The sequence below is a fragment of the Campylobacter sp. IFREMER_LSEM_CL908 genome (assembly GCF_025771545.1).
Taxonomy (GTDB): Bacteria; Campylobacterota; Campylobacteria; order Campylobacterales; family Campylobacteraceae; genus Campylobacter_D; species Campylobacter_D lari_D.
Map to the genome: position 1 here is coordinate 108,382 of NZ_JAKMQK010000001.1, position 22,758 is coordinate 131,139.

The window sequence follows — 22,758 nt, forward strand, 5'->3', positions numbered from 1 at the left end:
ATGAAAAAATTTACTTATTTGTTTTTTACATTTGCTTTTGCATTTTTAATAAGTGCTTGCTCAAGTGAAGAAAAAATCGAAAATGAATTTGCATTTGCTGAGTATAAAATGGGTGATGAAATTCTTTTAAAAAGTGTCAATGGTGGCGAGAAAACCCTAGTAAGAACACAAAATGGTTTTGTAGTAAAAGGTGAAGAGGGTAAAATTTTAATGTTTGATTTTTTTGGAACCTTTTGCACACCTTGTCAAGAAGAAGCCACTCATCTAACAAGTTTGTGGCAAAAAAATGCTGACAATTTTATCATCATAGGACTAAGTCATTTTGAAAATGTTAGCGATCAAGCTGTAAAAGATTTTGCCATTAAATATGGGGCTTATTATTTCTTAAGCAATTCTAAAGAAAATGATAGAATTGTCGCACAAGCTTTAAAAGATATCAACTATCAAAGCATGGAACAACTTCCTTTTAAAGTAGTTTTAAAAGATGGAAATTATCAAGATCTAACAGATTTTTGGAATAAAGACTCAAAAAGTTATGTGAAATATTATCTTGGAAAAGTTTCTACTGAGATTATGCAAGAAGATATTACTAGGATATTAAATGAGTCTAAAAAATGAAATTTTAGAACAACAAAAACTAGCAGAACCTAAAATGTTTAAGGTTTTGCTTTTAAATGATGATATTACCACCATGGATTTTGTAATTGAAATTTTAATGAATATTTTTCATCATGATTTTGAAAAAGCAAGTGCAATTATGCTTGAAATCCATCATCAAGGAAGCGGAGTTTGTGGCATATACACAGAAGAAATTGCACTTAGCAAAAAACAGCAAGTTGACATGGCAGCAAAAAATAATGATTTTCCACTCCAAACAAGGATAGAAGAACAATGAAATATAAAGAATTGATTGACTCATTTATACCAAATGCAAGACATTTAAGCTTTATCAATCATCATGAATTTATCACTTGTGAGCATTTACTTTTTGCTTTAGTTAAGCTTAGCAATGATTTTAAAAATCTACTTGAAGAAATCGGAGATGGTGATTTACAAGGCTTTGAAAATGAATTAAAAAATTATCTAGCTAAAAATAATGAAATTTTAAAAAAAGAAATAGAACCTATTTTTTCTGTGATCTTGGAAAATATATTACACAAGCTAAATGCAAAAAATCAAACAAGTGTGATTGATTTTATCATCGCACTTTGCAAAGAAGAAAAAGCTTATTCTTATAATATCTTAAAAAAACACCTAATAGAAGAAGAAAAAATAAAAGAATTGTTACAAAATGTTGAATTTGAAAATTTAAAAACCCATACCATAGAGCTAGTTGAGCTTGCAAAAAAAGGCAAAATAGATCCTGTTATAGGTAGGAAATTTGAACTTGAAAGAATGATGCAAATTCTAAGCCGTCGCAAGAAAAATAATCCTATTTTAGTTGGTGAACCAGGTGTTGGTAAAAGTGCTATTATAGATGGGCTAGCACTAGCTATAGCTGAAGAAAAAGTGCCAAAACATTTAAAAAACTCAAAAATTTATAACCTTGATATGACAAGCTTGCTTTCGGGGACAAAATATAGGGGTGATTTTGAAAAAAGGTTAAAAGATATCATTAAAGAATTAGAAAATATCCCTAATGCTATTTTATTTATAGATGAAATTCACACCATAGTAGGAACCGGCGCAAGCAATGAAAGTCATGCAGATATGTCAAATTTATTAAAACCTGCATTAAGTAATGGCAACATCAAATGCATAGGTGCAACTACTTTCATAGAATACAAAAATACCTTTGATAAAAACAAAGCTCTAAGTAGAAGATTTGCAAAAATTGATATAGATGAGCCAAGCGAAGAAGAGTGTTTTTTGATCTTGCAAGGCTTAAAAAGCAAATATGAAAATTTTCACAAAATCAAAATCAGTGATGAAATTTTACAAACAAGCATAAAACTAGCAAAACAATTTTTACATGATAAATTTTTACCCGATAGTGCAATTGATTTAATTGATGAACTTGGTGCAAGTTTTGCTTTAGAAGATAAAAAAAGTAAAAAAATAGTAAAAATAAAAGATTTAGAAAATACTTTAGCAAGAATGACACATTCTCATAAAATTTATGAAAGTGATCAAGGTAAAATCTTAAAAAATTTAGAGCAAAACTTAAAGCAAAATATTTTTGGACAAGATGAAGCCATTAAAGCTTTGTGTTCTATTTTAAAACAAAGCTATGCGGGGTTAAAAGGCAAAAATACCCCAAAAGGCGTGTTTTTATTTACCGGTTCAAGTGGAGTTGGTAAAACCGAACTTGCAAAAAATTTAGCACAAATTTTAAACCTTAATCTTGAAAGATTTGACATGAGTGAATACTCGCAAAAACATGATGTGAGCAAACTCATAGGAACTTCAGCAGGTTATGTGGGCTATGAAGATGGTGGCTTGCTTAGTAATAGTATTAGAAAAAATCCTTTTAGTGTGGTCTTATTTGATGAGATAGAAAAAGCTCATCCTGATTTAACTAATACCTTTTTACAAATTTTTGATAATGCAAGTTTAACAGATAATAGTGGGTTAAAAGCTGATTTTAAAAATACTATTATCATTATGACTTCAAATTTAGGTCTCAAAGAAAGTAATGAGCTTGGTTTTTTAAGCAGTGATAAAGAAAAAAGTAATAAAGCCATAAAAGATTTCTTCGCACCTGAATTTATCAACCGTATAGATAAAATCATTCATTTTAATGACTTAAGTCAAGAAATTTTAGAACAAATCGTTCAAAAAGAACTAGATTTAATGGCAAAAAATTTAAACAACATCACCATGGAAGCTGATAAAAAAGTAAAAGAATTTCTTGCTAAAAAAACTAATAATAAAGAATTTGGAGTAAGATTATTAAAACGCATTATTGCCGAAGAATTAGGCGAGAGATTAAGTGATGAAATTTTATTTGGAAAATTAAAAAATGGTGGTAAATTAAAACTCAAACTTTCCAAAAATGAAAAAATTGAATTTGTATTCTAAACTTTTAAAAAGCCCTGATAATGCGCCTGTTTTTATTAGTGAAAAACTAGAAGTAGATTTTATATCTCATGCTTATAGCTTAGGGCTTTTTCCATGGACTAGCAATCCTGTTACTTGGTGGTGTCCTTCTCCTAGAATGGTGCTTTTACCTGATGAAGTGCGCATACAAAAAAGCATAAAAAAAGCTTTAAAAACTTATGAAATAAGACTTAATTTTGATTTTAACTCGCTTATAAATCATTGTGCAAAAAGAAAAAAAACTTGGATAAGTCAAGAATTTATACAAGTTTATACAAAGCTTTTTGAGCAAAATTTAGCTCATAGTGTTGAAGTTTATGAAAATGATGTTTTAATCGGCGGTTTATACGGACTTATAATAGGTAAAATATTTTTTGGTGAAAGTATGATAAGTCTTAAAAAAGATGCCTCAAAAGTAGCTCTAATAAGACTTTGTGAGCTTTTAAAACCATATGATTTTTTAATAGATTGTCAAGTGCCTAATGAGCATTTAAAATTTATGGGTGCTAAAGAAATGACAAAAAAAGATTTTTTGGAAACACTAGAAAAAAAAGTTTCACTTGAAAGTGGCTTTAAAAATTTCAAAAATTTACTATAAAAAGATATACTTATACATAAATAAAATTGCATAAATATTTTGGAATGATTTTTGCTTTTAGTCTATAAAAGCTTTATTTTAAAGGAAAAATTATGATAAGCCCTTTTAAGTCAAAAGAACTTATTGTTGATGCTTTAGCAGGAAGAAACCTAAGAAGTCAAATGATTAATTCTAACCTTGCAAATGTTGATACTCCTTTTTATAAAGCAAGAGATATAGAATTTGAAACTGCTTTAGTTAATAGAGCAAATGAAATTTTCAAAAAAAAAGATACTAAAGAGCTTGAATTAGCAAGCACAAATACAAATCATCAAAAACCTTGGAAATTTCCAGACCCTAATAAATCAACTATTTATTTAAGAGATGGACATTTAGCAAGAAATGACGCAAATACAGTAGATCTTGATGTAGAAACTACTGAAATGAGCAAAAATACTATGATGATTTCTGCTTTAGATGGTGTTTTAAGAAGACAAAGTAATATTTTTTCAACCATCATAGAAACAAGCTCTAAATTAGGCTAGGAGAAAAATAATGGCTTATTTAAGTGATTTTGATATTAGTGGATATGGACTTAGTGCTCAACGCTTTAGAATGAATGTAATTAGCTCAAATATAGCTAATGCTAATACTACTAGAACAGCAGAAGGTGGTCCATATAGAAGAAGAGAAGTGATTTTTAAAGCGACTGATTTTAACGAATTGCTAAACAAGCAAATAGCTAAAGATAATAATTTTTTAGAATATGAAAATCCTTTAAACGATCCTGCTTCACAAAAAGATGCAAAACCTGCTATAATGAGCGTAGTAGTTGATAAAGTTGTAAGAGATGATAAAGATTTTCGTATGAAATTTGACCCATCTCATCCAGATGCGAATGAACAAGGTTATGTTGCTTATCCAAATATAAATCCTGTTATTGAAATGGCCGATTTAATAGAAGCAACAAGAGCTTATCAAGCTAATGTAAGTGCCTTTACTAGCACCAAAACTATAGCACAAAGTGCGATAGATTTACTAAGAGGTTAATAAATGAACACTATTAATGGTATAAATCAATTTAACAATGTTAATAACAAAAACAATAATAACAACACAAGCAACATAGGAGATGAGTTTTCGAGTTTATTAAAAAATTCCATCAACGATCTTAATAAAACTCAAGAAACTGCCGAAGCTGCTATGGTAGACATTGCAACAGGCGAAGTCAAAGACTTACATCAAGCTGCAATTGCGATTAGCAAAGCTGAATCAAGTATGAAATTTATGCTTGAAGTTAGAAATAAGGCTATAAACGCATATAAAGAAATTTCAAGAACTCAAATTTAATATATGCTTTCAAACACCATTAGAAATAGGGTTTCAAAAGTAGCTTTTGCTTTTTGTATGGCTCTGTTTTTTATGGCCTTATTTTTACTTTCTACTTTTTTTCTAACCTCAAAACGCCATATACCAAATACTCAAAAAGAACAATATTTTTCCGCTCTTAGAGGTAATATCATCACAAGCGATAATTTTACCGTAACTTCTAGTAGGCAAATTTATAGAGCTGAAATTGATCTAAGGAGCTTAAATCCCGATAAAAAGGATTTGTTTTTAACTCTTTTTCAAATTTATAGTGGCGCAAGTGATGAACAAATGCAAGATATAAAAAAAAGAATGCTTGCAAAGAAAAAAAGAAGTTATAATTTTATTTTACTCCAAGATATTAACTCAAAAGACGCAAGTTATTTAAAAGAACTAGCTAAAAAACTTTATACTCAAGGTTTTTTTAAATCTTTCACAAATAATAATGGCAGAGTGGAGACAAGAGGACTTGATATTATAGAACATAAAGAAGATCGTGTATATATGCCAAAAGATTCACTTACTCCAATCATAGGCTACACAAGAACCTATATGGATGAGCAAAGTGAAATTTTTAAAAATGTCGGCATAAAAGGTTTGGAAAAATACTATAATGAATGTTTAAATCCTTTGCAAAATGCTAAAATTCAAGGTTTAAGAGATATAGGTGGTAATATCATCTTGAATTTGCATTCTTATGAACAACGCAAAATAGATGGTTGTAATTTATACTTAAATATTTCCTTAAAACTTCAAAAAGGTTTAGAAAAAGCTATCGATAAAAGAAATGAAGATCTAAAAGCCAATGAAATTATAGTTGCCATCATGGAAAGCAAAAGCGGAAAAATTCTAGCACTTGCTAGCTCAAGAAGATACGATCCGCAAAATCGCGGAAAAGATCTATCTGTGCTCAATGCAAGCGCCATAGAATATGGCTATGAAGCGGGATCTGTTATAAAACCTTTTATATTTACCACTGCATTAATGCTTGATAAAATCAAAGTTGATGAAATCATTGATACTCAAGGTGGACAATACAAACTTGGTCGTTTTACTATACGTGATGATCACAAAAAAAATAAAATGAGCATGGAAGAAGTTATTACTTACTCTTCAAATGTCGGTATGATTAAAATTGCCCAAAGATTAAGTAATCTTGAAATCATCTCAGGGCTTAGAATTTTTCGTTTTGGAGAAAAAAGCGGTATTGATCTTCCTTATGAGCAAAAAGGAGAAATACCAAATCCAAAAAGATTAAGAGAAGTTGAAAAATCTGTATTAAGTTATGGTTATGGCTTGAAAACAACTTTTATACAACTTTTAGCTGCTTATAATGTATTTAACAATGATGGAATTTACATCACCCCGCAAATTGCAAATAAAATTTATCAAGATGGGCGTTTAATAAAACTTGATGATGAAGTTAAAAAAGAAAAAATTCTTTCAAGCAAAGCTGCCAAAGAAATGCAGCAAATTTTAATTAATGTTATAGAAAAAGGAACCGGTAAAAAAGCACGAACTCAAGGTATCATTATAGGTGGAAAAACGGGTACAGCTAGGATTGCTGAAAGAAAAGGCTATACTTCAAATCGCTATAATGCCTCGTTTTTTGGCTTTGCAAATGATGAGAAAAATACCTATACCATTGGAGTTTTAGTAAGACATCCTACCAAAGCTTATAGTTATTATGCCGCACAAAGTGCTTTACCTATGTTTAAAGATACAGTAAATCTTTTGATTAAAGAAAGTTATTTAAAACCAATAGAAAACAAAAACAATGACATTAAAAAATAAAATTACAATAATAATCTTTTTTATATTGATTTTTTGTTTCGCTTATTTAAAACATTGAGTTTTATTATTTATAACTTTACTTGTGTTTTTAGCCATATTATATTAACTCAAACTGCAATCAAAAAAGATAATCCACAAACCAAAAACAAAAGAAACTCTTAAATATTTGATACTACCAGATATTCCGCTTAAAAATATAGATACAAGCAATGTTGACAATATTGAAGGAGTGTTTTTAGGATATAAGATCCAACAAGCTCTAAATAACTACAACAAAAAAGCTTAAAAATTCATTGCTGGGATGTTTCAAATGTATTATGGATGGAATATGCATTTTTTTGTGAATCTATTTTCAAAATTCCTTTTTCAAAAACTCCAAAATTTAATCAAGATTTAAACAATTGGAATATTGATAGTATTATAAGCACACAAAGTATGTTTAGTGGATGTATAAATTTCAATCAAAAACTATCAAACTGGAATTTAGAAAATATCCCGAGAAAAAAATATATGTTTTTTTAATACCACTATAAAACATTAATATAAAAACTATATTTTTACTTGATTTAAAATAAACTCTATAAACTCATCACTATCATTAGGACATTTAATAAGCTCATAATCGCTTTTTGCTAAGTGCCTATATTCAACTCCAAGCTCGAAAATCGTTTCAGAGCAATCTATACAAAAAGATACAGGATAAATCAAAGCTTTTTGATCTAAATTTTCTAAAATATCACTTGTGTTAGGCTCAAGCCATTTAACTGGGCCTAGTTTTGATTGATATGATAAAATGATTTGGTCAAATTTATTTTTAAGTTTTTCTTTTAAAATATCCACATGCTCTTGCACATGTTTTTCATACAAATCACCTTTTTTAATCACTGAAAGTGGTAAAGAATGCGCAGAAAAAATCAAAGTTTTATAATCGTATTCTCTCTTTTTTTCTAAAATATGCTTTATAATCATTTCATTATAAAGTTCATCTTTATAAAAAACATCAATGATTTTTACATTAGCTTGGTTTTGGATATTTCTTAGCTCATTTTCCACTACTTCTAAAGAACTAGTTACAGTGGTTTTAGAATGATGAGGATACAGAGGAAATAAAATAATTTCGTCATTTTGCTTAAAATCATATTTTGAAAAAACCTCATTTGCAAAAGGTGGTACATAAAGACTAATAAAATCAAATTTATATTCTCTAGTTTTAAAATTTAATTTATCACATAAACTTTGTGTGATTTGAGTAAGCGGGGATTTCCCACCCATTTTTTCATAGTTTTGTTTCATAGCTTTTAATCTTGATTTTCTTATCATAAAAGCTACAAATTTTCTTAAAAAAACATTTTTTATCCCTAAAATATAAGGATCATTAAACATATTTTTTAAAAAAACTTCACATTCGTCAAGTTTATTCACTCCACCCATATTTAAAAAAAAGACATATTTCACTATCAAACACCTTCTAAAATTTCTTGTACTCTCAAAGCATCTTCAATGCTAGCCAAATTTTCACAAACCCCATTTTGTAAAAACTCGAAAAAAGCCTCATGCTCAGCATATAAAGGAGAATTTTTATATAAATTTGGAATTTTTTGCATATTAATAAAAAGTTCAAAATTTTTAAGATCAAGTTCATAAGTATGTTTTTTACCTAAAAGTGTGATCTTTCTTATAATGCATTGTCCATTCCAACTATCATGGATATTTGCTAAAATATTTTCCAATTTTAAACCTATCATTACCTCATCTTCAAATTTATCATGATGAAAGCTTTTATAAATATTTGCTTTTAAAATTTGTTCTTGACTTAAAAATCTAACTAAGTCAATATCATGCACACTAAGATCACTTAAAACACCCACATCATTTATTCTTTGTGGATAAGGAGAAATTCTTTGTATGTTAATACTTATAATATCATCTTCTAAAAGTTTTTCTTTTAAAGTTAAAATGGCCGGATTAAATCTCTCACAAAAGCCCACCCCTACTCTGACTTTATTTTCTCTAGCTTTTTGCTCTAAAATTAAAATTTCATCTACATTTAATGCCAAAGGCTTTTCTATTAAAACATTTTTTATTTTAGGAAAAACCTTTAAAGCTATATCTAAATGCGTATGAGTAGGCGTAGCAATGATAACGCCATCAAGATTTTGTGCTAAAAAATCATCAAAATTTTTATGAAAAAAGTGTTTAAATTTATCTTTACAGAAAGGATCATAAAGATGAATTTCTTTTACTTTTAAATTACGCTCGAGTTCTCTTAAATGGTTTTTACCCATTTTACCAAGGCCTATAAGCCCTATTTTCATTTAAAAGCCTCAATCACTCTAATTTGGTGTTCTTCTTTTAAAAACGCACTCATAGGTAAGGATAAAATTTCATCACTTAATAGCTCTGTATTTGGCAAATCACCTTTTTTATAAGCAAGATAATCGAAAGCTTCTTGCAAATGAAGCCCCAAAGGATAATGCACCGCAGTAGGTATACCTTGCTCTTGTAATTTTTGCATGAATTTTTCTCTATTCTTTACACGCACGCTATATTGAGCCCAAGCACTCACAAAATCATCTTTTCTTGGCGGTAAAATACAATTTTTTAAATTTTCATCATAAACTTTTGCTATTACTTCTCTTTTTTTAATCTCTTCATCTAAGTATTTTAATTTCACATTTAAAACAGCCGCTTGGATGGTATCAAGCCTTCCATTAATACCGATGTATTTATGCTTATATCTTTGCACTTGTCCATGATTTAAATAAATTTTTATTTTTTGCGCTAATTCATCATCTTGGGTAAAAATCGCCCCGCCATCTCCATAAGCACCTAAAGGCTTAGACGGAAAAAAACTCGTGCAAGATATATCAGCTATAGCACATGATTTTATACCCTTTTGACTAGCTCCAAAACTTTGCGCACTATCTTCTATCAAAGCAATGTTTTGACTTTTACAAAGTTCTTTTAAAGCAAATATATCAGGCATAAGCCCAAAAATACTCACAGCAATTACAGCTTTAGTTTTAGGCGTGATAGCGCTTTGAACTTTTTCTAAGCTAAGATTATAATCTTTAAAATCAATATCTACAAAAACAGGCTTAGCACCGATTAGAGCAACCATTTCAGCCGTAGCTATAAAGGTAAAACTTGGCACTATTACCTCATCATCCCTACCCACACCCAAAGCCATCAAGGCTAAAAATAACGCGCTTGTGCCACTTGAACAGCCTATTGCATGTTTGACACCTACATATTTAGCCAAATTATTTTCAAATTCTTCTAATTTTGCACCACCTATAAAAGAGGTGCTTTGTAAAACTTCACCAATAGCCTCATCGATTTCATTTTTATAAGCATTATATTGAGCATTTAAGTCTATAAAAGGAATTTTCATTATATTAACCTTATAAATTTAAAATCATGATTATAAGATAGTTTTACTTAATTTAAAGTATTTTTGGTATTATTTTAAGCAAAAAACTAGCTAGGAAAATCTATGGATATAAGAAAAGAATATTTAGAATTTTTTAAATCAAAAGGACATGAAATCACTCTTTCAAGCCCTTTGGTGCCTGATGATGCAACTTTACTTTTTACTAATGCAGGTATGGTACCTTTTAAAAGCATATTTACCGGAGAAGTACCACGCCCTAATCCTCCGCGTAAAACAAGCTGTCAAACTTGTATAAGAGCCGGTGGAAAACATAATGACTTAGACAATGTAGGCTATACGGCAAGACATCATACTTTCTTTGAAATGCTTGGGAATTTTAGTTTTGGAGATTATTTTAAAGAACAAGCCATTACTTATGCTTGGGAATTTGTAACTGAAGTTTTAAAATTACCTAAAGAAAGATTATATGTAACCGTTCATGAAAGTGATGATGAAGCATATGAGCTTTGGCAAAAACATATAGAAAAAGAAAGAATTTATAAATTTGGCGATAAAGATAATTTCTGGCAAATGGGCGATACTGGACCATGCGGGCCTTGTAGTGAAATTTTTTATGATCAAGGCGCTGAATATTTTAATTCTAGTGAAGATTATATGGGTGGAGATGGAGATAGGTTCTTAGAAATTTGGAACCTAGTTTTTATGCAGTATGAAAGAAGTGCAGATGGAACGCTTACTCCATTACCAAAACCAAGTATTGATACAGGTATGGGGCTTGAAAGAGTTAGTGCTATAAAAGAAGGAAAATTTAGTAATTTTGATAGTTCTTTGTTTATGCCTATTATTGAGAGTATTGCAAAACTTTGCGGTAAAACTTATACCTATGAAAGCGGAGCTAGTTATAGAGTAATTGCTGATCATATAAGATCAAGTGTATTTTTACTTGCCCAAGGAGTTGGCTTTGATAAAGAAGGCAGAGGCTATGTTTTAAGAAGAATTATGCGTCGTGCCTTAAGACATGGATATTTGTTAGGTCTTAAAAGAGCTTTTATGTATGAGCTTGTAGATGTAGTTTGTGAGTTAATGGGTGGGCATTATACTTACTTAAATGAAAAAAAAGAATTTATTAAAGAACAAATCAAACTAGAAGAAGAAAGATTTTTAAGCACTATTGAAAATGGTATAGAAATTTTTAACGAAGAACTTAAAAAAACTAAAGATATTTTTAGTGGTGAAGTAGCTTTTAAACTTTATGATACTTATGGTTTTCCGCTTGATTTAACCCAAGATATGCTAAGAGAAAAAAATCTTAGTATAGATGAGGCTAAATTTAATGAGCTTATGCAAGAACAAAAAGATAGAGCTAAGGCTTCTTGGAAAGGAAGTGGGGATAAAGCAGTTAGCGGGGACTTTAAAGTTTTATTAGAAAAATTTGGCAAAAATGCTTTTAGTGGTTATGAAAATTATGAAGAAGAAACTAAAATCATGGCTATTTTGGATGAAAATTTTAAAATCACAGCCGAAGCTAAGGCAGGAGATATAGCGTGGTTAATGCTTGAAAAAACTCCATTTTACGCAACAAGTGGAGGGCAAAGTGCTGATATAGGTTTTATCAATGAAAATGAGGTTTTAGATACACAAAAATTCTTTGATATTAATCTTAGTCAAGTGAAATTAAAACAAGATCTTAAAACAAACGATGAAGTGTTAGCTTGCATAGATACTAAAAAAAGAGAGCAAATTGCTAGACATCATAGTGCGACACATTTATTACACCATGCTTTAAGAGAAATTCTTGGCTCACACATTAGCCAAGCAGGCTCTTTAGTAGAACACAATAAATTAAGATTTGACTTTACTCATCCAAAAGCTCTAAATAAAGAAGAATTAAAGCAAATAGAAGCTTTAGTAAACACTTACATCATACAAGCAAATGAAGCTAAAATTGAAATTTTAGCTTTAGATGAAGCTAAAAAAAGCGGTGCAATAGCTTTATTTAGTGAAAAATATCAAGAAAAAGTAAGAGTTTTAACTCTAGGAGCTAGCAAAGAGCTTTGCGGTGGTACTCATGTGAAAAATAGCTCTGAAATAGGAAGTTTTTACATCATCAAAGAAAGTGGTGTTAGTGCTGGGGTTAGAAGGATAGAAGCGGTGGTAAGTAAAGCTGCACTTGATTATGTTAGTGAAAATTTAAAAGAGCTTAATCAAGCCAAAGAAGAATTAAAAACTCAAGATATTTTAGGCTATGTAGCAAAATTAAAAAATGAAATAGCTAGTTTAAAAAATGAATTAAAAAATTCAAGCAAAGCAGAATTAAACTCTAAAGAATTAAATGGCATTCAATATTGTGTACAAAAAATAGATAGTGGTGATATAAAAACTATGATAGATGAGTTTAAAAATAAATTTAACAAAGCTGTAATTTTACTTTTACAAGAAAAAAAAGGTAAGATTATCATAGCAGCAGGTGTTAAAGACACTTCGTTAAAAGCTGGTGTTTTGGTAAAAGAAATTGCACAAATGCTTGGTGGAAACGGTGGCGGTAGAGATGATTTTGCAACAGCTGGCGGTAAAGATACAAGTAAAATAGAACAAGCACTTGATCATGCTAAAAAAATCATAGAAGAAAGTCTTGCTTAATGCTTTATTTAGCTTCAAGTTCGCCCTCACGCGTTGCTTTGCTAAAAGAAGCAAATATCGCTTTTGAGCAAATTATTATCGATTATGATGAGAGTTTAATAAAAAAAGATAATCCAAGCTCTTATGTGCAAAAAATTGTTTTAGAAAAAGAAAGACAATTTTTTACAAAATATCCTGACTTAAAAAATGTTTTATTTGCTGATAGCATAGTTTGTGCTCAAAATATCATTCTAACTAAAGCTAAAAGCGACAATGAGGCTTTTAATATGCTCAATTTGCAAAGTGGCAAAAGCATTAGCGTTTTAAGCGCGATGATTTTAGTTTTAGAAGATAAAAAGATTTTTAATCTTAGCAAGTGTGATTTGATTTTGGATAAATTTGATTTAAAAGATATGCAAGAATACATTGATTCAAAACTTTATCAAGGTAAAGCCGGTGCTGTGATGTGCGAGGGATTTCATAAAAAATACATTAAAAAAATCATAGGCCATCAAAGTACAGCACTAGGGCTTAATATAGAACTTTTGAAAGCATTTTTATGATAAAAATTTTAAAAATATTTCTTTCTTTTTGTATAATGTGTGCGGTTGGAGTTTTTATATTTATTGCATATTTATTTTCTGATTCTGATTTAAATCAATATACCTTTAAAGATTACAAACCGCCTCTTACAACACAAATTTTTGATAAAAATGGAAAATTAGTTGCAAATGTTTTCGAGCAACACCGCTTTTATGCTCCTTATGAAGAACTTCCACCAAGACTTATAGAAGCTTTGGTAGCCATTGAAGATACTAGCTTTTTTGAACATGGCGGGGTTAATATAGATGCAATTTTTAGAGCAGCTATTAAAATCATAAGAAGCGGTGGAAAAACTATGGAAGGAGCTTCCACTCTTACTCAACAATTCATAAAAAATACAGAATTAACTCCTGAGCGTACTTTGAGCAGAAAGCTAAAAGAAGCTTTGCTTGCATATAAGATAGAAAATACTTTAACTAAAGAGCAAATTTTAGAAAGATATTTAAATTTCATCTTCTTTGGACATGGATATTATGGAGTAAAAACTGCTGCACTTGGATATTTTAGAAAAAATTTAGATGAGCTTAGTTTGAAAGAGATTGCTATTTTGGTAGGTATGCCAAAGGCTCCAAGTACTTATGATCCTACTAGACATTTAGATCTTTCTTTAGCTAGAGCAAATAGCGTAGTACAAAGGATGTATAATCTTGGTTGGATTTCTAAAGAAGAGTATGAAAATGCCTTAAAAGAAATTCCAAAAGTATATGATGATACCTTAACACAAAATGCAGCTCCTTATGTAACCCAAGAAGTTTTAAAACAACTAAGCGGGATTAAAGACTTAAAAAGTGGTGGCTATAAAATAGAGCTTGCCATTGATCTTGATGTGCAAAATATTGCAAGAGAAGCCTTAAAATTTGGCTATGATGAAATAGTTAAAAGAGATAAAGATGCAAATTTAAGCACACTCAATGGAGCTATGATAGTAGCAAATCATCAAAATGGAGACATTTTAGCCTTAGTTGGCGGGGTAAATTACACAAAAAGTAATTTCAACCGCGCCACTCAAAGCTTAAGACAACCGGGGAGTTCTTTTAAGCCTTTCTTATATCAAATTGCCATTGACATGGGCTATTCTCCTATGAGTAAGGTTGCTGATATTTCAAGAATTTTTGAAAGTACTAAAAAAGATGAGAAAGATTGGAAACCTAAAAATTATGGTGGAAAATTTCTAGGACTCATAAGTTTAAAAGAAGCGCTAACTGGCTCAAGAAACCTAGCTACCATAAATTTAGCTCTTGCCCTAGGACTTGATGTAATCCACGATAAGCTTCAATTTATGGGCTTTGAAAACATACCAGTTGATTTATCTATAGTTTTGGGTAGCTTTGGAATTTCCATTTATGATTATGCTAAACTTTACACGGTATTTGGAAACTATGGTGTGCAAAAAGACTTATTACTCATTAAAAGAGTAATCGATAAAAATGGTAAAATAGTAGTAGAATTTAATTCCGAAGAAAGAAAAATCAGCGAACCTGAACAAGCCTTTTTAGTCAATGATATGATGCAAAATGTTGTAAAAAAAGGCACTGGGCGTAATGCTAGAGTAGAAGGGATTGAAATAGCTGGAAAAACAGGCACTTCAAATAAAAGCATTGATGCGTGGTTTTGTGGCTTAACTCCTGAAATAGAAGCTATCATTTGGTATGGAAATGATGATAATAAGCCTATGAAACAAATAGAAGGTGGGGCAAGAACTGCTGCGCCGGTTTTTAAAGAATTTTTAACAAAATACTTAGAACTTTATCCTGATAGCGCTAGAAAATTTATCATCCCAAAAGGGGTTTATCAAGGAATTTATGAAAAACAAAGAGAGTACTACACCAATACTTCTCCATTTCCAAAAAACAACCCTGCTCTATCTGAAAATAATGAGGTAATTTTTTAAAAATATTTTTTATAAAATAATAAAAATTATCCTTCTATTTTCCTTTATATGTTTTAATATCACAAAATATATAAAGGATGCTTCATGAATATCACAAACGAACAATTATATAACAAAAGACGCCATTTTTTAAAACTAGGTGCTGGAGCTTTAGTTAGTTCAGCTTTAGTTCAATCTGAATTAATGGCATTAAATTTCTTTCCTGATCCTAACAATGAAAAATTAAATTTAAGTGAAGAAAAAATTGCAACTAATTATGTTAATTTTTATGAATTTTCTACTGATAAAAAAAGAGCTGTTGAGCTTGCAAAAAATTTCAACACAAATGGTTGGAAAATAGAAGTTAGCGGGGAAGTTGAAGAACCTTTGACTTTAACTATGCAAGATTTATTGGCTTTTCCATTAGAAGAGAGAATTTATAGATTTCGCTGCGTTGAAACTTGGTCCATGGTGGTGCCTTGGGTTGGTTTTGAATTGCGTGCTTTAATAGAAAAATGTAAAGTTAAAAGTGAAGCTAAATTTATAAAATTTACCACTCTTTTTGATAAAAATCAATTTGCCGATCAAGCCTCATTTTTTCCAACTCTTGATTATCCTTATGTAGAAGGCTTAAGATTAGATGAGGCTATGCACCCACTAACACTTATGGCTGTGGGCATGTATAAAAAGCCTTTATTAGGACAAAATGGAGCACCGATTCGCCTTGTAGTTCCATGGAAGTATGGCTTTAAAAGTATAAAATCTATTGTAAAAATAGAATTTACCAAAGAACAACCTAAAACCACATGGGAGTTAGCAAACCCTAGAGAATATGGATTTTATGCTAATGTTAATCCAAATGTCTCTCACCCAAGATGGTCTCAAGCAAATGAGCGTCCTTTGGGAGATTTTTTCACTAAGCCTACACAGATGTTTAATGGCTATGAAAAAGAAGTAGCGCATTTGTATAAAGATATGGATTTAAAGGTTAATTTTTAATGAGCAAAAAAGTTTATAATATCAGTGGATTTTTAGCTTTTGTTTTAAGTATTGTTTTTAGTGTTTATCAAATCATGCAAGAATTTGATATTGTAAAATCTGTATATTTTTATAGTGGTGTATTTGGCTTAATCTTTTTTGGATTAAGCCTATTTTTTTCACTTTTAAAGTATAAACACACAAAAGATTACCCTAAATTTTTAGGTTTTTATGCATTTTTTTGGGCTTTGATTCACTTTTTTAATTACTTTGCTTTTAGTAAAAATTTAGATTTAATGCTTTTTTTCAAAGATACTTTTAGTAAAAATTTAGAATTTAGTGGTTTTATAAGCTTTTTCATACTCACACTTATGTTTATAAGCTCATTTAAGCTTTTTAAAAAATTAAGTAAGATAAGAAAATTTGGCTATTTTTGCTTTTTACTAGTATCTTGGCATTATTTTTTATCTGCAAAAATACCGCAATTTCCACATTTTTTTACACTGAGCCTAGCTTTAATTTTCTTGTTTTTTAAATTATGGAATAATTACAAAAAAAGAAGAAATAAATATTTACAAGCTCAATCATTATAAAAACATTTTATATTTTTCACAAACCCTCAACAGAGAGTTTGTGATTTAATCATCGTTTTTAATACTAATATAAACTAATGCTAAAAGCATATAGGTTACTAATCTAGTAGCATCAGGCAAACCATTCCAAGTTTTACTCATCCACATGCCAAACCACTCTGCAGCCACTACTTGAAAACCAAAAAACCATAACAAACAACAACAAGTTAAAGCAATGATTCCAAATTTTTTAGCTTCATGGAAAGTTTTTGCATCTAAATTTCTTGCTTTAAACATATCTAAAGCACCTTTTAAAGCAGTCAGCATAATAAAAGCTTCAAAACAAATAATAAAGATATAGGCAATATGATGGATCGTAGAATTTGTAATAGCCCTATAAACAATAGCATTACCTAAATAATCAGGCTTAGTATCCATACTCATAACATGTTTTACAAACTGAAAATTTGAATTATAATCAGTTATATTACCAAAAACAACAATAGCAGCCAAAGAGGCAACGGTAAGCAAGATAATCATTTTAGAATATCTTATTACACTCATCATAGAAAAACTACAATTGCAATTCATTAAATACTCCTTTTTGTTAAAATTATATTAATATAATACAACAAATATTAAATAAAACTGAAATATCTAACGCAATCTTAAAGAATTGACTACAACCGTTACTGAACTAAAACACATTGCTAAAGCTGCCAAATGCGGACTAAGACTTATAAATGGCACAAGACCTGCCGCAATGGGAATACATAAAGCATTGTAAACAAAAGCCCAAAAAAGATTAAGTTTGATGATATTTTTAGTTCTTTGAGAAAGCTCAAAACAATAAGCTATTAAAGATAAATCATCTTTTATCAAAATCAAATCTCCGCTTTTTTTAGCAAGCTCACTTGCTTTAGAAAAACTTATGCTTGCGCTAGCTAAATTTAAAGCAGGAGCATCATTGATACCATCTCCTACAAAAAGAACTTTTTCTTTTTTGATTTTTTCTTTTATGAAATCAAGTTTTTGCTCAGGTTTTAAATCAGAATAATATTCATCAACATTAAGCTCATTTGCTATTTTAGTAACACTTTTTTTATTATCACCACTTAAAATAATACTTTTTATACCTTTTTGTTTTAAATTTGCTATCAAATTTTTAGCTTCGTTTTTAAGTTCATTTTTTAAACAAACCCCGCCAAGACAAATATTATTTTTTGCAAAATACAAACATATAGGTGCTTGATCTTCAAATTCTTGCAAAAATTGCTTGCTTTTTTGTATATCAACACTATTTTCAAGCATTAATTTTTCATTGCCTATTAAATATTTATCATTATTTTCCTCATAAAGCAAACCACTACCCACCAAAACACTTAATTTTCCTTGTAAATTTAAATTTACATTCAATTCTTTAGTAAAAGCCTTTGCGATTGGATGTGAGCTTAAATTTTCAATTTGCGTGAGTTTTTGAAAATTTTCTTGAGTTAGATCATGCTTATAAACACTTAAATCATCTTGACTTAAAGTGCCTGTTTTATCAAAAATAGCAAGTTTTATACTAGCTAAATTCTCTAATACCGCTGGATTTTTTACTAAGATAAAATTTCTTGCACCATTTGCTAAAGCACTAACTATGGCTATAGGGGTTGCTAAGCCCAAAGCGCAAGGACAAGAGATTAAAAGAGTGGCACAAGCATGTAAAAATGCTGCGTTGACTCCTTCTTTAAAATACCAAAAAACAAACACAAAAAGCGATAAAACAATAATACAAGCTACAAAATAAGCTGAAATTTTATTAGCTAAATTTGCTAAAGGTGTTTTGATATTGCCTGCTTTAAAAACAAGATCTTTAATTTGTTCTAATGAGCTTTCAATCGCCTTTTTACTAGCTTTAATCTTTAAGCTTCCATTAATCAACACACTTCCTGCTAGAATTTCATCATTTTGCTTTTTCAAAAGTGGTAAAAATTCTCCTGTTAAAAAACTCACATCAACCTCAGCCTCGCCTGCTATAATTACCCCATCAGCAACAACGCTTTCACCCTCTTTCACTAAAATCACATCATTTTCTTTTACAAAAGCACTAGGTATGCTTTTTATACTTGCATCTTCTAAGATTATATTAGCTTTTTTAATATCTATATTTTTTAGTTTGTTTTGATATTCTAAGGATTTAAATTTAGCCTTTTCTTCTAAGTATTTACCTAATAGAACAAAGCTTACAATCATCGCTCCGCCACTAAAATACAAATAACCATCTTTACTAAATACCTCAAAATACACAAAAAAAGAATATATAAAAGAAGTAAAAGCACCTAAGGATATTAAGGTATTCATATCTAAATTTTTATGCCTTAATCCTTTAAGAGCGTGGATAAAAAAACCTTTTCCGCAATAAAAAATCGCTATCATAGATAAAAACATTTGAATTAAAGCAGAAACATTTCCTTGAACAAACATTTCAAAATACATCACAATAGAGCTTAAAATTATACTCATAATAAGCTTTGTTTTCATATTTTTAAGCTCTTTGAGTTTAAATTCGTATAAATTTTGCTCTTCTTGTAATATTTCAAAACCCAAAGCCTTAATTTTTTCTTTGATCTTTGCTTCTAAAGATAAATCTTTAAGCAAAAACACTCCACTAGAATTGACATAAGAAACACTTACATCTTCTACCCCATCAATTTTTGCACAAACTTTTTCTATAGCATTAGAGCAATTAACACAAGTCATATTGCCTATTTTTAACTTTAACTCATGCTTCATCTATCTCAAAACCTAAATCTTGCAATTGTTTTTTAAACTCTTCAACTTGCTCTGCTTTTAAATCAATCTCTATACTTTTATTTTCAACACTTATTTGCATAGCACCAAATTCATCTTCCAATGAAGCTTTGATTAAATTTACACAACTTTGACAATTAATATTTTTAGTTTTTATAATCATTTATTCTCCTTTTTCTCTGTATTCATATTTATGAGTGTGAAAAATTTTATTTTTTATAAATTTAAAACCCATTTTTTCATAAAGCATTTTTGCATTTATATTTTCATCTTCTACGATTAATGAAAGTTTTTTATCATTTTTCAAAGCTTCATCGAAGGCATATTCAATCAATTTCTTAGCAATACCTTTCCCTCTTGCCTTTTCATCCACGCAAATACTATCTAAATAAAACTCATTATCACATTCTTTTAAAACTTTTTCATTAATTCCTAAAAATTCTAAATGCTCATTTAAAGGCTTATCTAGCTCATCTGCCAAAGCCCCATCATAAAAACAAATCACACCTAAAATTTCATTATCTTCTTCATAAACATATATATTTTCATAGCTTAAACGATTATTTTCTTGAGTGAAGAAATTTTCTAAAACCTCTATGGCTTTTTGATGATCATTATAGCCACTAAGTTTATATATAAAATGATCCATTGCCAAAGCAAGCAATTGTATGCATTTTTTAACATCATCTTTCCTAGCTTTTCTGATCACTCTTTTGCTCCTTTAAAATCAAATTTAGACTTCTTAGTTTATACTTTTAACTTTAAAACAATATAAGAAAGAGAGAATTTATGGGAAGAGCGTTTGAATATCGCAGAGCCTCTAAAGAAGCAAGATGGGATAAAATGAGCAAACTTTTTCCAAAACTTGCAAAGGCTATACAAGTAGCAGCAAAAGAAGGCGGAGCTGATCCTGATATGAATCCAAAGCTTCGTAGTGCCATAGCTACTGCAAAAGCTAATAATATGCCAAAAGACAATATCGATGCAGCTATTAAAAGAGCAAGTGGAAAAGATAGTGCTGATATTAAAAATATCCACTATGAGGGAAAAGCAGCACATGGAGCTTTAATCATTGTTGAGTGTATGAGTGATAATCCTACACGCACAGTGGCTAATGTAAAAGCAATTTTTAGCAAAAATGGTGGAGAAATTTTACAAAATGGCTCTTTAACTTTTATGTTTTCACATAAAGCTGTTTTTCATCTTGAAAAATATGATGGAGATCTAGAAGAACTTGAACTTGAACTCATTGATGCAGGACTTGAAGAACTTGAACAAAATAAAGAAGAATTACTAATTATAGGTGATTACACTGCTTTTGGTGAGCTTAGTAATGCCATAGAAAAAAAAGGCTTAGTGCTTAAAAAAGCAGGACTTGAATATCTTGCTAATAACCCCGTAAGCTTTAGCGAAGAGCAACTTCTTGATATTGAAAAATTGCTTGATAAATTAGAAGATGATGATGATGTACAAGCAGTTTATACCAACATAGAATAGGAGCAAAAAATGCTTAAAAAAATCGACATAAAAGATGCAAAAAAATACAATTTTGCTATCATTAGCACCGAAAAAGGTGATATGAAATTAGAATTATTTCCCGATGAAGCGCCACAAACTGTGTGTAATTTTGCTAATTTAGCCAATGAAGGTTTTTATGATGAGCTTGTTTTTCACCGCGTGATTCCAAATTTTGTAATACAAGGTGGCTGCCCTTATGGTATAGGTTCAGGTGGCCCTGGTTATGAGATAGAATGTGAATGTGACGATCAAAAACACAAGCACTTAAGAGGTAGCTTATCTATGGCTCATGCTGGTAGAGATACAGGTGGTTCACAATTTTTTATTTGTCACAGCCCACAACCTCATTTAGATGGAGTGCATACTATCTTTGGACAAATCAATCCTGAAGACAAAGAAAGTTTAGAAGTACTAGATAGCATTAGAGCAGGAGATAAAATCAAAACTATCCAAATTTTAGAAAAACTTTAATTTTACATCTCCTTAAAATTGTGCTATGATTTTTTAAGGAGATTAGTTATGCATTTTATTTTTATTTGTATTCATCTTATCTGTGCTATATTTTTTATAGCCTATGTATTTTTTGATGTTTGTGTTTATTGCTTTGCTTATAAACACGAAAGCAAAGAAGATTGCGATAAAATTAAAAAAGCCTATACCAAGTCAAGTATTTTTATTTTTGCTAGTATTTTTATCTTGCTTTTATTGAGTGGTTTTTATCTTTTAAGTTTTTATGAATTTAATTCTTTTTGGGATTTTTTTGCAAGCAATTTTGGAGTATTTTTATTTATCAAGCTTTTGCTACTAATAACAATGTTAGCTTTAACTTGTTATTCTTTGTTTTTTATAAAAATTTTAAAAAGAAAAGATCCTTTAAAATCTCACTTGATTGCATTGATTTTATGCATTTTAATAGTCATTTGTGCAAAAGCCATGCTATATTTTTAAAACATTAAAACTAAATTTATATCATTAGTTTAAAAAATTAAAGGGTGTTTATGCTTGGTGATATTATAGATTTTTTACTTACTCTTGCAAAAGATTGGGGTTATTGGGGGATTATCTTTCTTATGTTTATAGAAAGCTCCTTTTTTCCTTTTCCTAGTGAAGTAGTGATGATACCTGCTGGATATTTAGCTCATCAAAACGAACTTAACTTTTGGTTATGTCTACTTTGTGGGACTTTTGGAGCTCTTTTGGGTGCTTTATTAAATTATTACTTATGTTATTTTTTAGGGCGTAATGTTGTTTTAAAAATATGTAAATATTTTGGAGTTAATGAAACAAAATTTGCTCAGTTTGAAACCTTTTTCAATAAACATGGTGAAATATCAACATTTAGTGGTAGATTAATCCCTGGATTGCGTCAATACATTTCTTTACCTGCTGGACTTGCAAGAATGAATTTGAAAAAATTTATATTTTATACTAGTTTAGGAGCTGGAATTTGGTGTTTAATTTTACTTATATTAGGTTATATTTTAGGTAAAAATGAAGACTTACTTAAAGAATATCTACATTTTGTTATTATTGCTTGTATTATTTTTACAAGTATGCTTTTAGCTACTTATATTTATATACAAAAAAAGAAAAATCGCACTTAAATTTTATTAACTTCCTTAAATTACCT

25 protein-coding genes are annotated in these 22,758 nt (G+C 29.6%); 18 read left to right on the forward strand and 7 right to left on the reverse strand.

The window, feature by feature from the left end; genetic code table 11:
- The 9 genes from L8U04_RS00565 (at position 1) to L8U04_RS00605 (ending at position 7,300) form a co-directional block, all read left to right on the forward strand.
- A complete protein-coding gene (locus L8U04_RS00565; RefSeq protein ID WP_263661836.1) occupies positions 1 to 618 on the forward strand; it encodes a TlpA family protein disulfide reductase in 618 nt (205 codons plus the stop codon).
- Positions 602 to 895, forward strand: coding sequence for an ATP-dependent Clp protease adaptor ClpS (locus L8U04_RS00570; protein ID WP_220566880.1), 294 nt, complete (start codon positions 602 to 604; stop codon positions 893 to 895). The genes L8U04_RS00565 and L8U04_RS00570 overlap by 17 nt, the downstream gene beginning before the upstream one ends.
- A complete protein-coding gene (locus L8U04_RS00575; RefSeq protein ID WP_263709183.1) occupies positions 892 to 3,021 on the forward strand; it encodes an AAA family ATPase in 2,130 nt (709 codons plus the stop codon). Before L8U04_RS00570 ends, L8U04_RS00575 begins: the two co-directional genes overlap by 4 nt.
- Positions 2,996 to 3,637: a leucyl/phenylalanyl-tRNA--protein transferase gene (gene aat, locus L8U04_RS00580; protein WP_263709184.1), complete on the forward strand. Its 642-nt coding sequence runs from the start codon at positions 2,996 to 2,998 to the stop codon at positions 3,635 to 3,637. Before L8U04_RS00575 ends, aat begins: the two co-directional genes overlap by 26 nt.
- A gap of 92 nt (positions 3,638 to 3,729) precedes the next feature.
- Complete coding sequence (gene flgB / locus L8U04_RS00585) at positions 3,730 to 4,161, forward strand: flagellar basal body rod protein FlgB (protein ID WP_133318692.1); 432 nt, start codon at positions 3,730 to 3,732, stop codon at positions 4,159 to 4,161.
- Between the two features lie 10 nt (positions 4,162 to 4,171).
- Positions 4,172 to 4,666: a flagellar basal body rod protein FlgC gene (gene flgC, locus L8U04_RS00590; protein ID WP_133318691.1), complete on the forward strand. Its 495-nt coding sequence runs from the start codon at positions 4,172 to 4,174 to the stop codon at positions 4,664 to 4,666.
- 3 nt (positions 4,667 to 4,669) lie between these two features.
- Positions 4,670 to 4,966 (forward strand): flagellar hook-basal body complex protein FliE, encoded by a 297-nt coding sequence (fliE, locus tag L8U04_RS00595; protein WP_133318690.1) that lies wholly within the window; start codon positions 4,670 to 4,672, stop codon positions 4,964 to 4,966.
- Between the two features lie 3 nt (positions 4,967 to 4,969).
- A complete protein-coding gene (locus tag L8U04_RS00600; protein WP_220566884.1) occupies positions 4,970 to 6,778 on the forward strand; it encodes a peptidoglycan D,D-transpeptidase FtsI family protein in 1,809 nt (602 codons plus the stop codon).
- A 288-nt stretch (positions 6,779 to 7,066) separates the two neighbouring features.
- A complete protein-coding gene (locus tag L8U04_RS00605; RefSeq protein WP_263709197.1) occupies positions 7,067 to 7,300 on the forward strand; it encodes a BspA family leucine-rich repeat surface protein in 234 nt (77 codons plus the stop codon).
- A gap of 27 nt (positions 7,301 to 7,327) precedes the next feature.
- On the opposite strand, the gene hemH is transcribed toward L8U04_RS00605, so the two are convergent.
- The 3 genes from hemH to L8U04_RS00620 are packed head-to-tail and all read right to left on the reverse strand — an operon-like array spanning position 7,328 to position 10,166.
- Positions 7,328 to 8,233, reverse strand: a complete 906-nt coding sequence (gene hemH, locus L8U04_RS00610; protein ID WP_263709185.1) for a ferrochelatase — start codon at positions 8,231 to 8,233, stop codon at positions 7,328 to 7,330.
- 2 nt (positions 8,234 to 8,235) lie between these two features.
- Positions 8,236 to 9,093, reverse strand: a complete 858-nt coding sequence (locus L8U04_RS00615; RefSeq protein ID WP_263661026.1) for a Gfo/Idh/MocA family protein — start codon at positions 9,091 to 9,093, stop codon at positions 8,236 to 8,238.
- Entirely contained in the window at positions 9,090 to 10,166 is a 1,077-nt protein-coding gene (locus L8U04_RS00620; protein WP_263709198.1) for a DegT/DnrJ/EryC1/StrS family aminotransferase, read from the reverse strand. The genes L8U04_RS00615 and L8U04_RS00620 overlap by 4 nt, the downstream gene beginning before the upstream one ends.
- 108 nt (positions 10,167 to 10,274) lie before the next feature.
- Here L8U04_RS00620 and alaS point away from each other — a divergent pair, with 108 nt between their 5' ends.
- The 5 genes from alaS to L8U04_RS00645 all read left to right on the forward strand — a co-directional run bounded on the left by alaS (position 10,275) and on the right by L8U04_RS00645 (position 16,835).
- Positions 10,275 to 12,812 carry an alanine--tRNA ligase gene (gene alaS / locus L8U04_RS00625; RefSeq protein WP_263709186.1) on the forward strand — a complete coding sequence of 846 codons (2,538 nt, stop codon included), beginning with the start codon at positions 10,275 to 10,277 and terminating at the stop codon, positions 12,810 to 12,812.
- The gene (gene maf, locus L8U04_RS00630) at positions 12,812 to 13,354 is read left to right on the forward strand and encodes a septum formation inhibitor Maf (RefSeq protein WP_263660145.1); all 543 of its coding nucleotides are present in this window, start codon (positions 12,812 to 12,814) and stop codon (positions 13,352 to 13,354) included. Before alaS ends, maf begins: the two co-directional genes overlap by 1 nt.
- Positions 13,354 to 15,285, forward strand: a complete 1,932-nt coding sequence (locus L8U04_RS00635) for a PBP1A family penicillin-binding protein (protein WP_263709199.1) — start codon at positions 13,354 to 13,356, stop codon at positions 15,283 to 15,285. The genes maf and L8U04_RS00635 overlap by 1 nt, the downstream gene beginning before the upstream one ends.
- Before the next feature lie 84 nt (positions 15,286 to 15,369).
- On the forward strand, positions 15,370 to 16,263 hold the full coding sequence (msrP, locus tag L8U04_RS00640) for a protein-methionine-sulfoxide reductase catalytic subunit MsrP (RefSeq protein WP_220566891.1): 894 nt from the start codon (positions 15,370 to 15,372) through the stop codon (positions 16,261 to 16,263).
- On the forward strand, positions 16,263 to 16,835 hold the full coding sequence (locus tag L8U04_RS00645; protein WP_263709187.1) for a sulfite oxidase heme-binding subunit YedZ: 573 nt from the start codon (positions 16,263 to 16,265) through the stop codon (positions 16,833 to 16,835). The genes msrP and L8U04_RS00645 overlap by 1 nt, the downstream gene beginning before the upstream one ends.
- 45 nt (positions 16,836 to 16,880) lie before the next feature.
- Here L8U04_RS00645 and L8U04_RS00650 read toward each other — a convergent pair whose 3' ends face one another.
- From L8U04_RS00650 to L8U04_RS00665, 4 genes are all read right to left on the reverse strand, one after another.
- A complete protein-coding gene (locus L8U04_RS00650) occupies positions 16,881 to 17,405 on the reverse strand; it encodes a DUF2165 family protein (RefSeq protein WP_263666126.1) in 525 nt (174 codons plus the stop codon).
- A gap of 66 nt (positions 17,406 to 17,471) precedes the next feature.
- Positions 17,472 to 19,592: a heavy metal translocating P-type ATPase gene (locus tag L8U04_RS00655; protein WP_263709188.1), complete on the reverse strand. Its 2,121-nt coding sequence runs from the start codon at positions 19,590 to 19,592 to the stop codon at positions 17,472 to 17,474.
- Positions 19,582 to 19,773 carry a heavy-metal-associated domain-containing protein gene (locus tag L8U04_RS00660; protein ID WP_263661840.1) on the reverse strand — a complete coding sequence of 64 codons (192 nt, stop codon included), beginning with the start codon at positions 19,771 to 19,773 and terminating at the stop codon, positions 19,582 to 19,584. The genes L8U04_RS00655 and L8U04_RS00660 overlap by 11 nt, the downstream gene beginning before the upstream one ends.
- Positions 19,774 to 20,319: a GNAT family N-acetyltransferase gene (locus L8U04_RS00665; RefSeq protein WP_220566897.1), complete on the reverse strand. Its 546-nt coding sequence runs from the start codon at positions 20,317 to 20,319 to the stop codon at positions 19,774 to 19,776.
- 80 nt (positions 20,320 to 20,399) lie between these two features.
- Between L8U04_RS00665 and L8U04_RS00670 the strand changes: the two genes are divergently transcribed.
- The 4 genes from L8U04_RS00670 to L8U04_RS00685 are packed head-to-tail and all read left to right on the forward strand — an operon-like array spanning position 20,400 to position 22,732.
- Entirely contained in the window at positions 20,400 to 21,107 is a 708-nt protein-coding gene (locus tag L8U04_RS00670) for a YebC/PmpR family DNA-binding transcriptional regulator (RefSeq protein WP_263709189.1), read from the forward strand.
- A 9-nt stretch (positions 21,108 to 21,116) separates the two neighbouring features.
- A complete protein-coding gene (locus tag L8U04_RS00675) occupies positions 21,117 to 21,599 on the forward strand; it encodes a peptidylprolyl isomerase (RefSeq protein WP_133318677.1) in 483 nt (160 codons plus the stop codon).
- A 48-nt stretch (positions 21,600 to 21,647) separates the two neighbouring features.
- Positions 21,648 to 22,076: a trehalose-6-phosphate synthase gene (locus L8U04_RS00680; protein ID WP_220566898.1), complete on the forward strand. Its 429-nt coding sequence runs from the start codon at positions 21,648 to 21,650 to the stop codon at positions 22,074 to 22,076.
- 50 nt (positions 22,077 to 22,126) lie between these two features.
- A complete protein-coding gene (locus tag L8U04_RS00685; protein ID WP_263669856.1) occupies positions 22,127 to 22,732 on the forward strand; it encodes a DedA family protein in 606 nt (201 codons plus the stop codon).
- Positions 22,733 to 22,758: the final 26 nt, after the last annotated feature.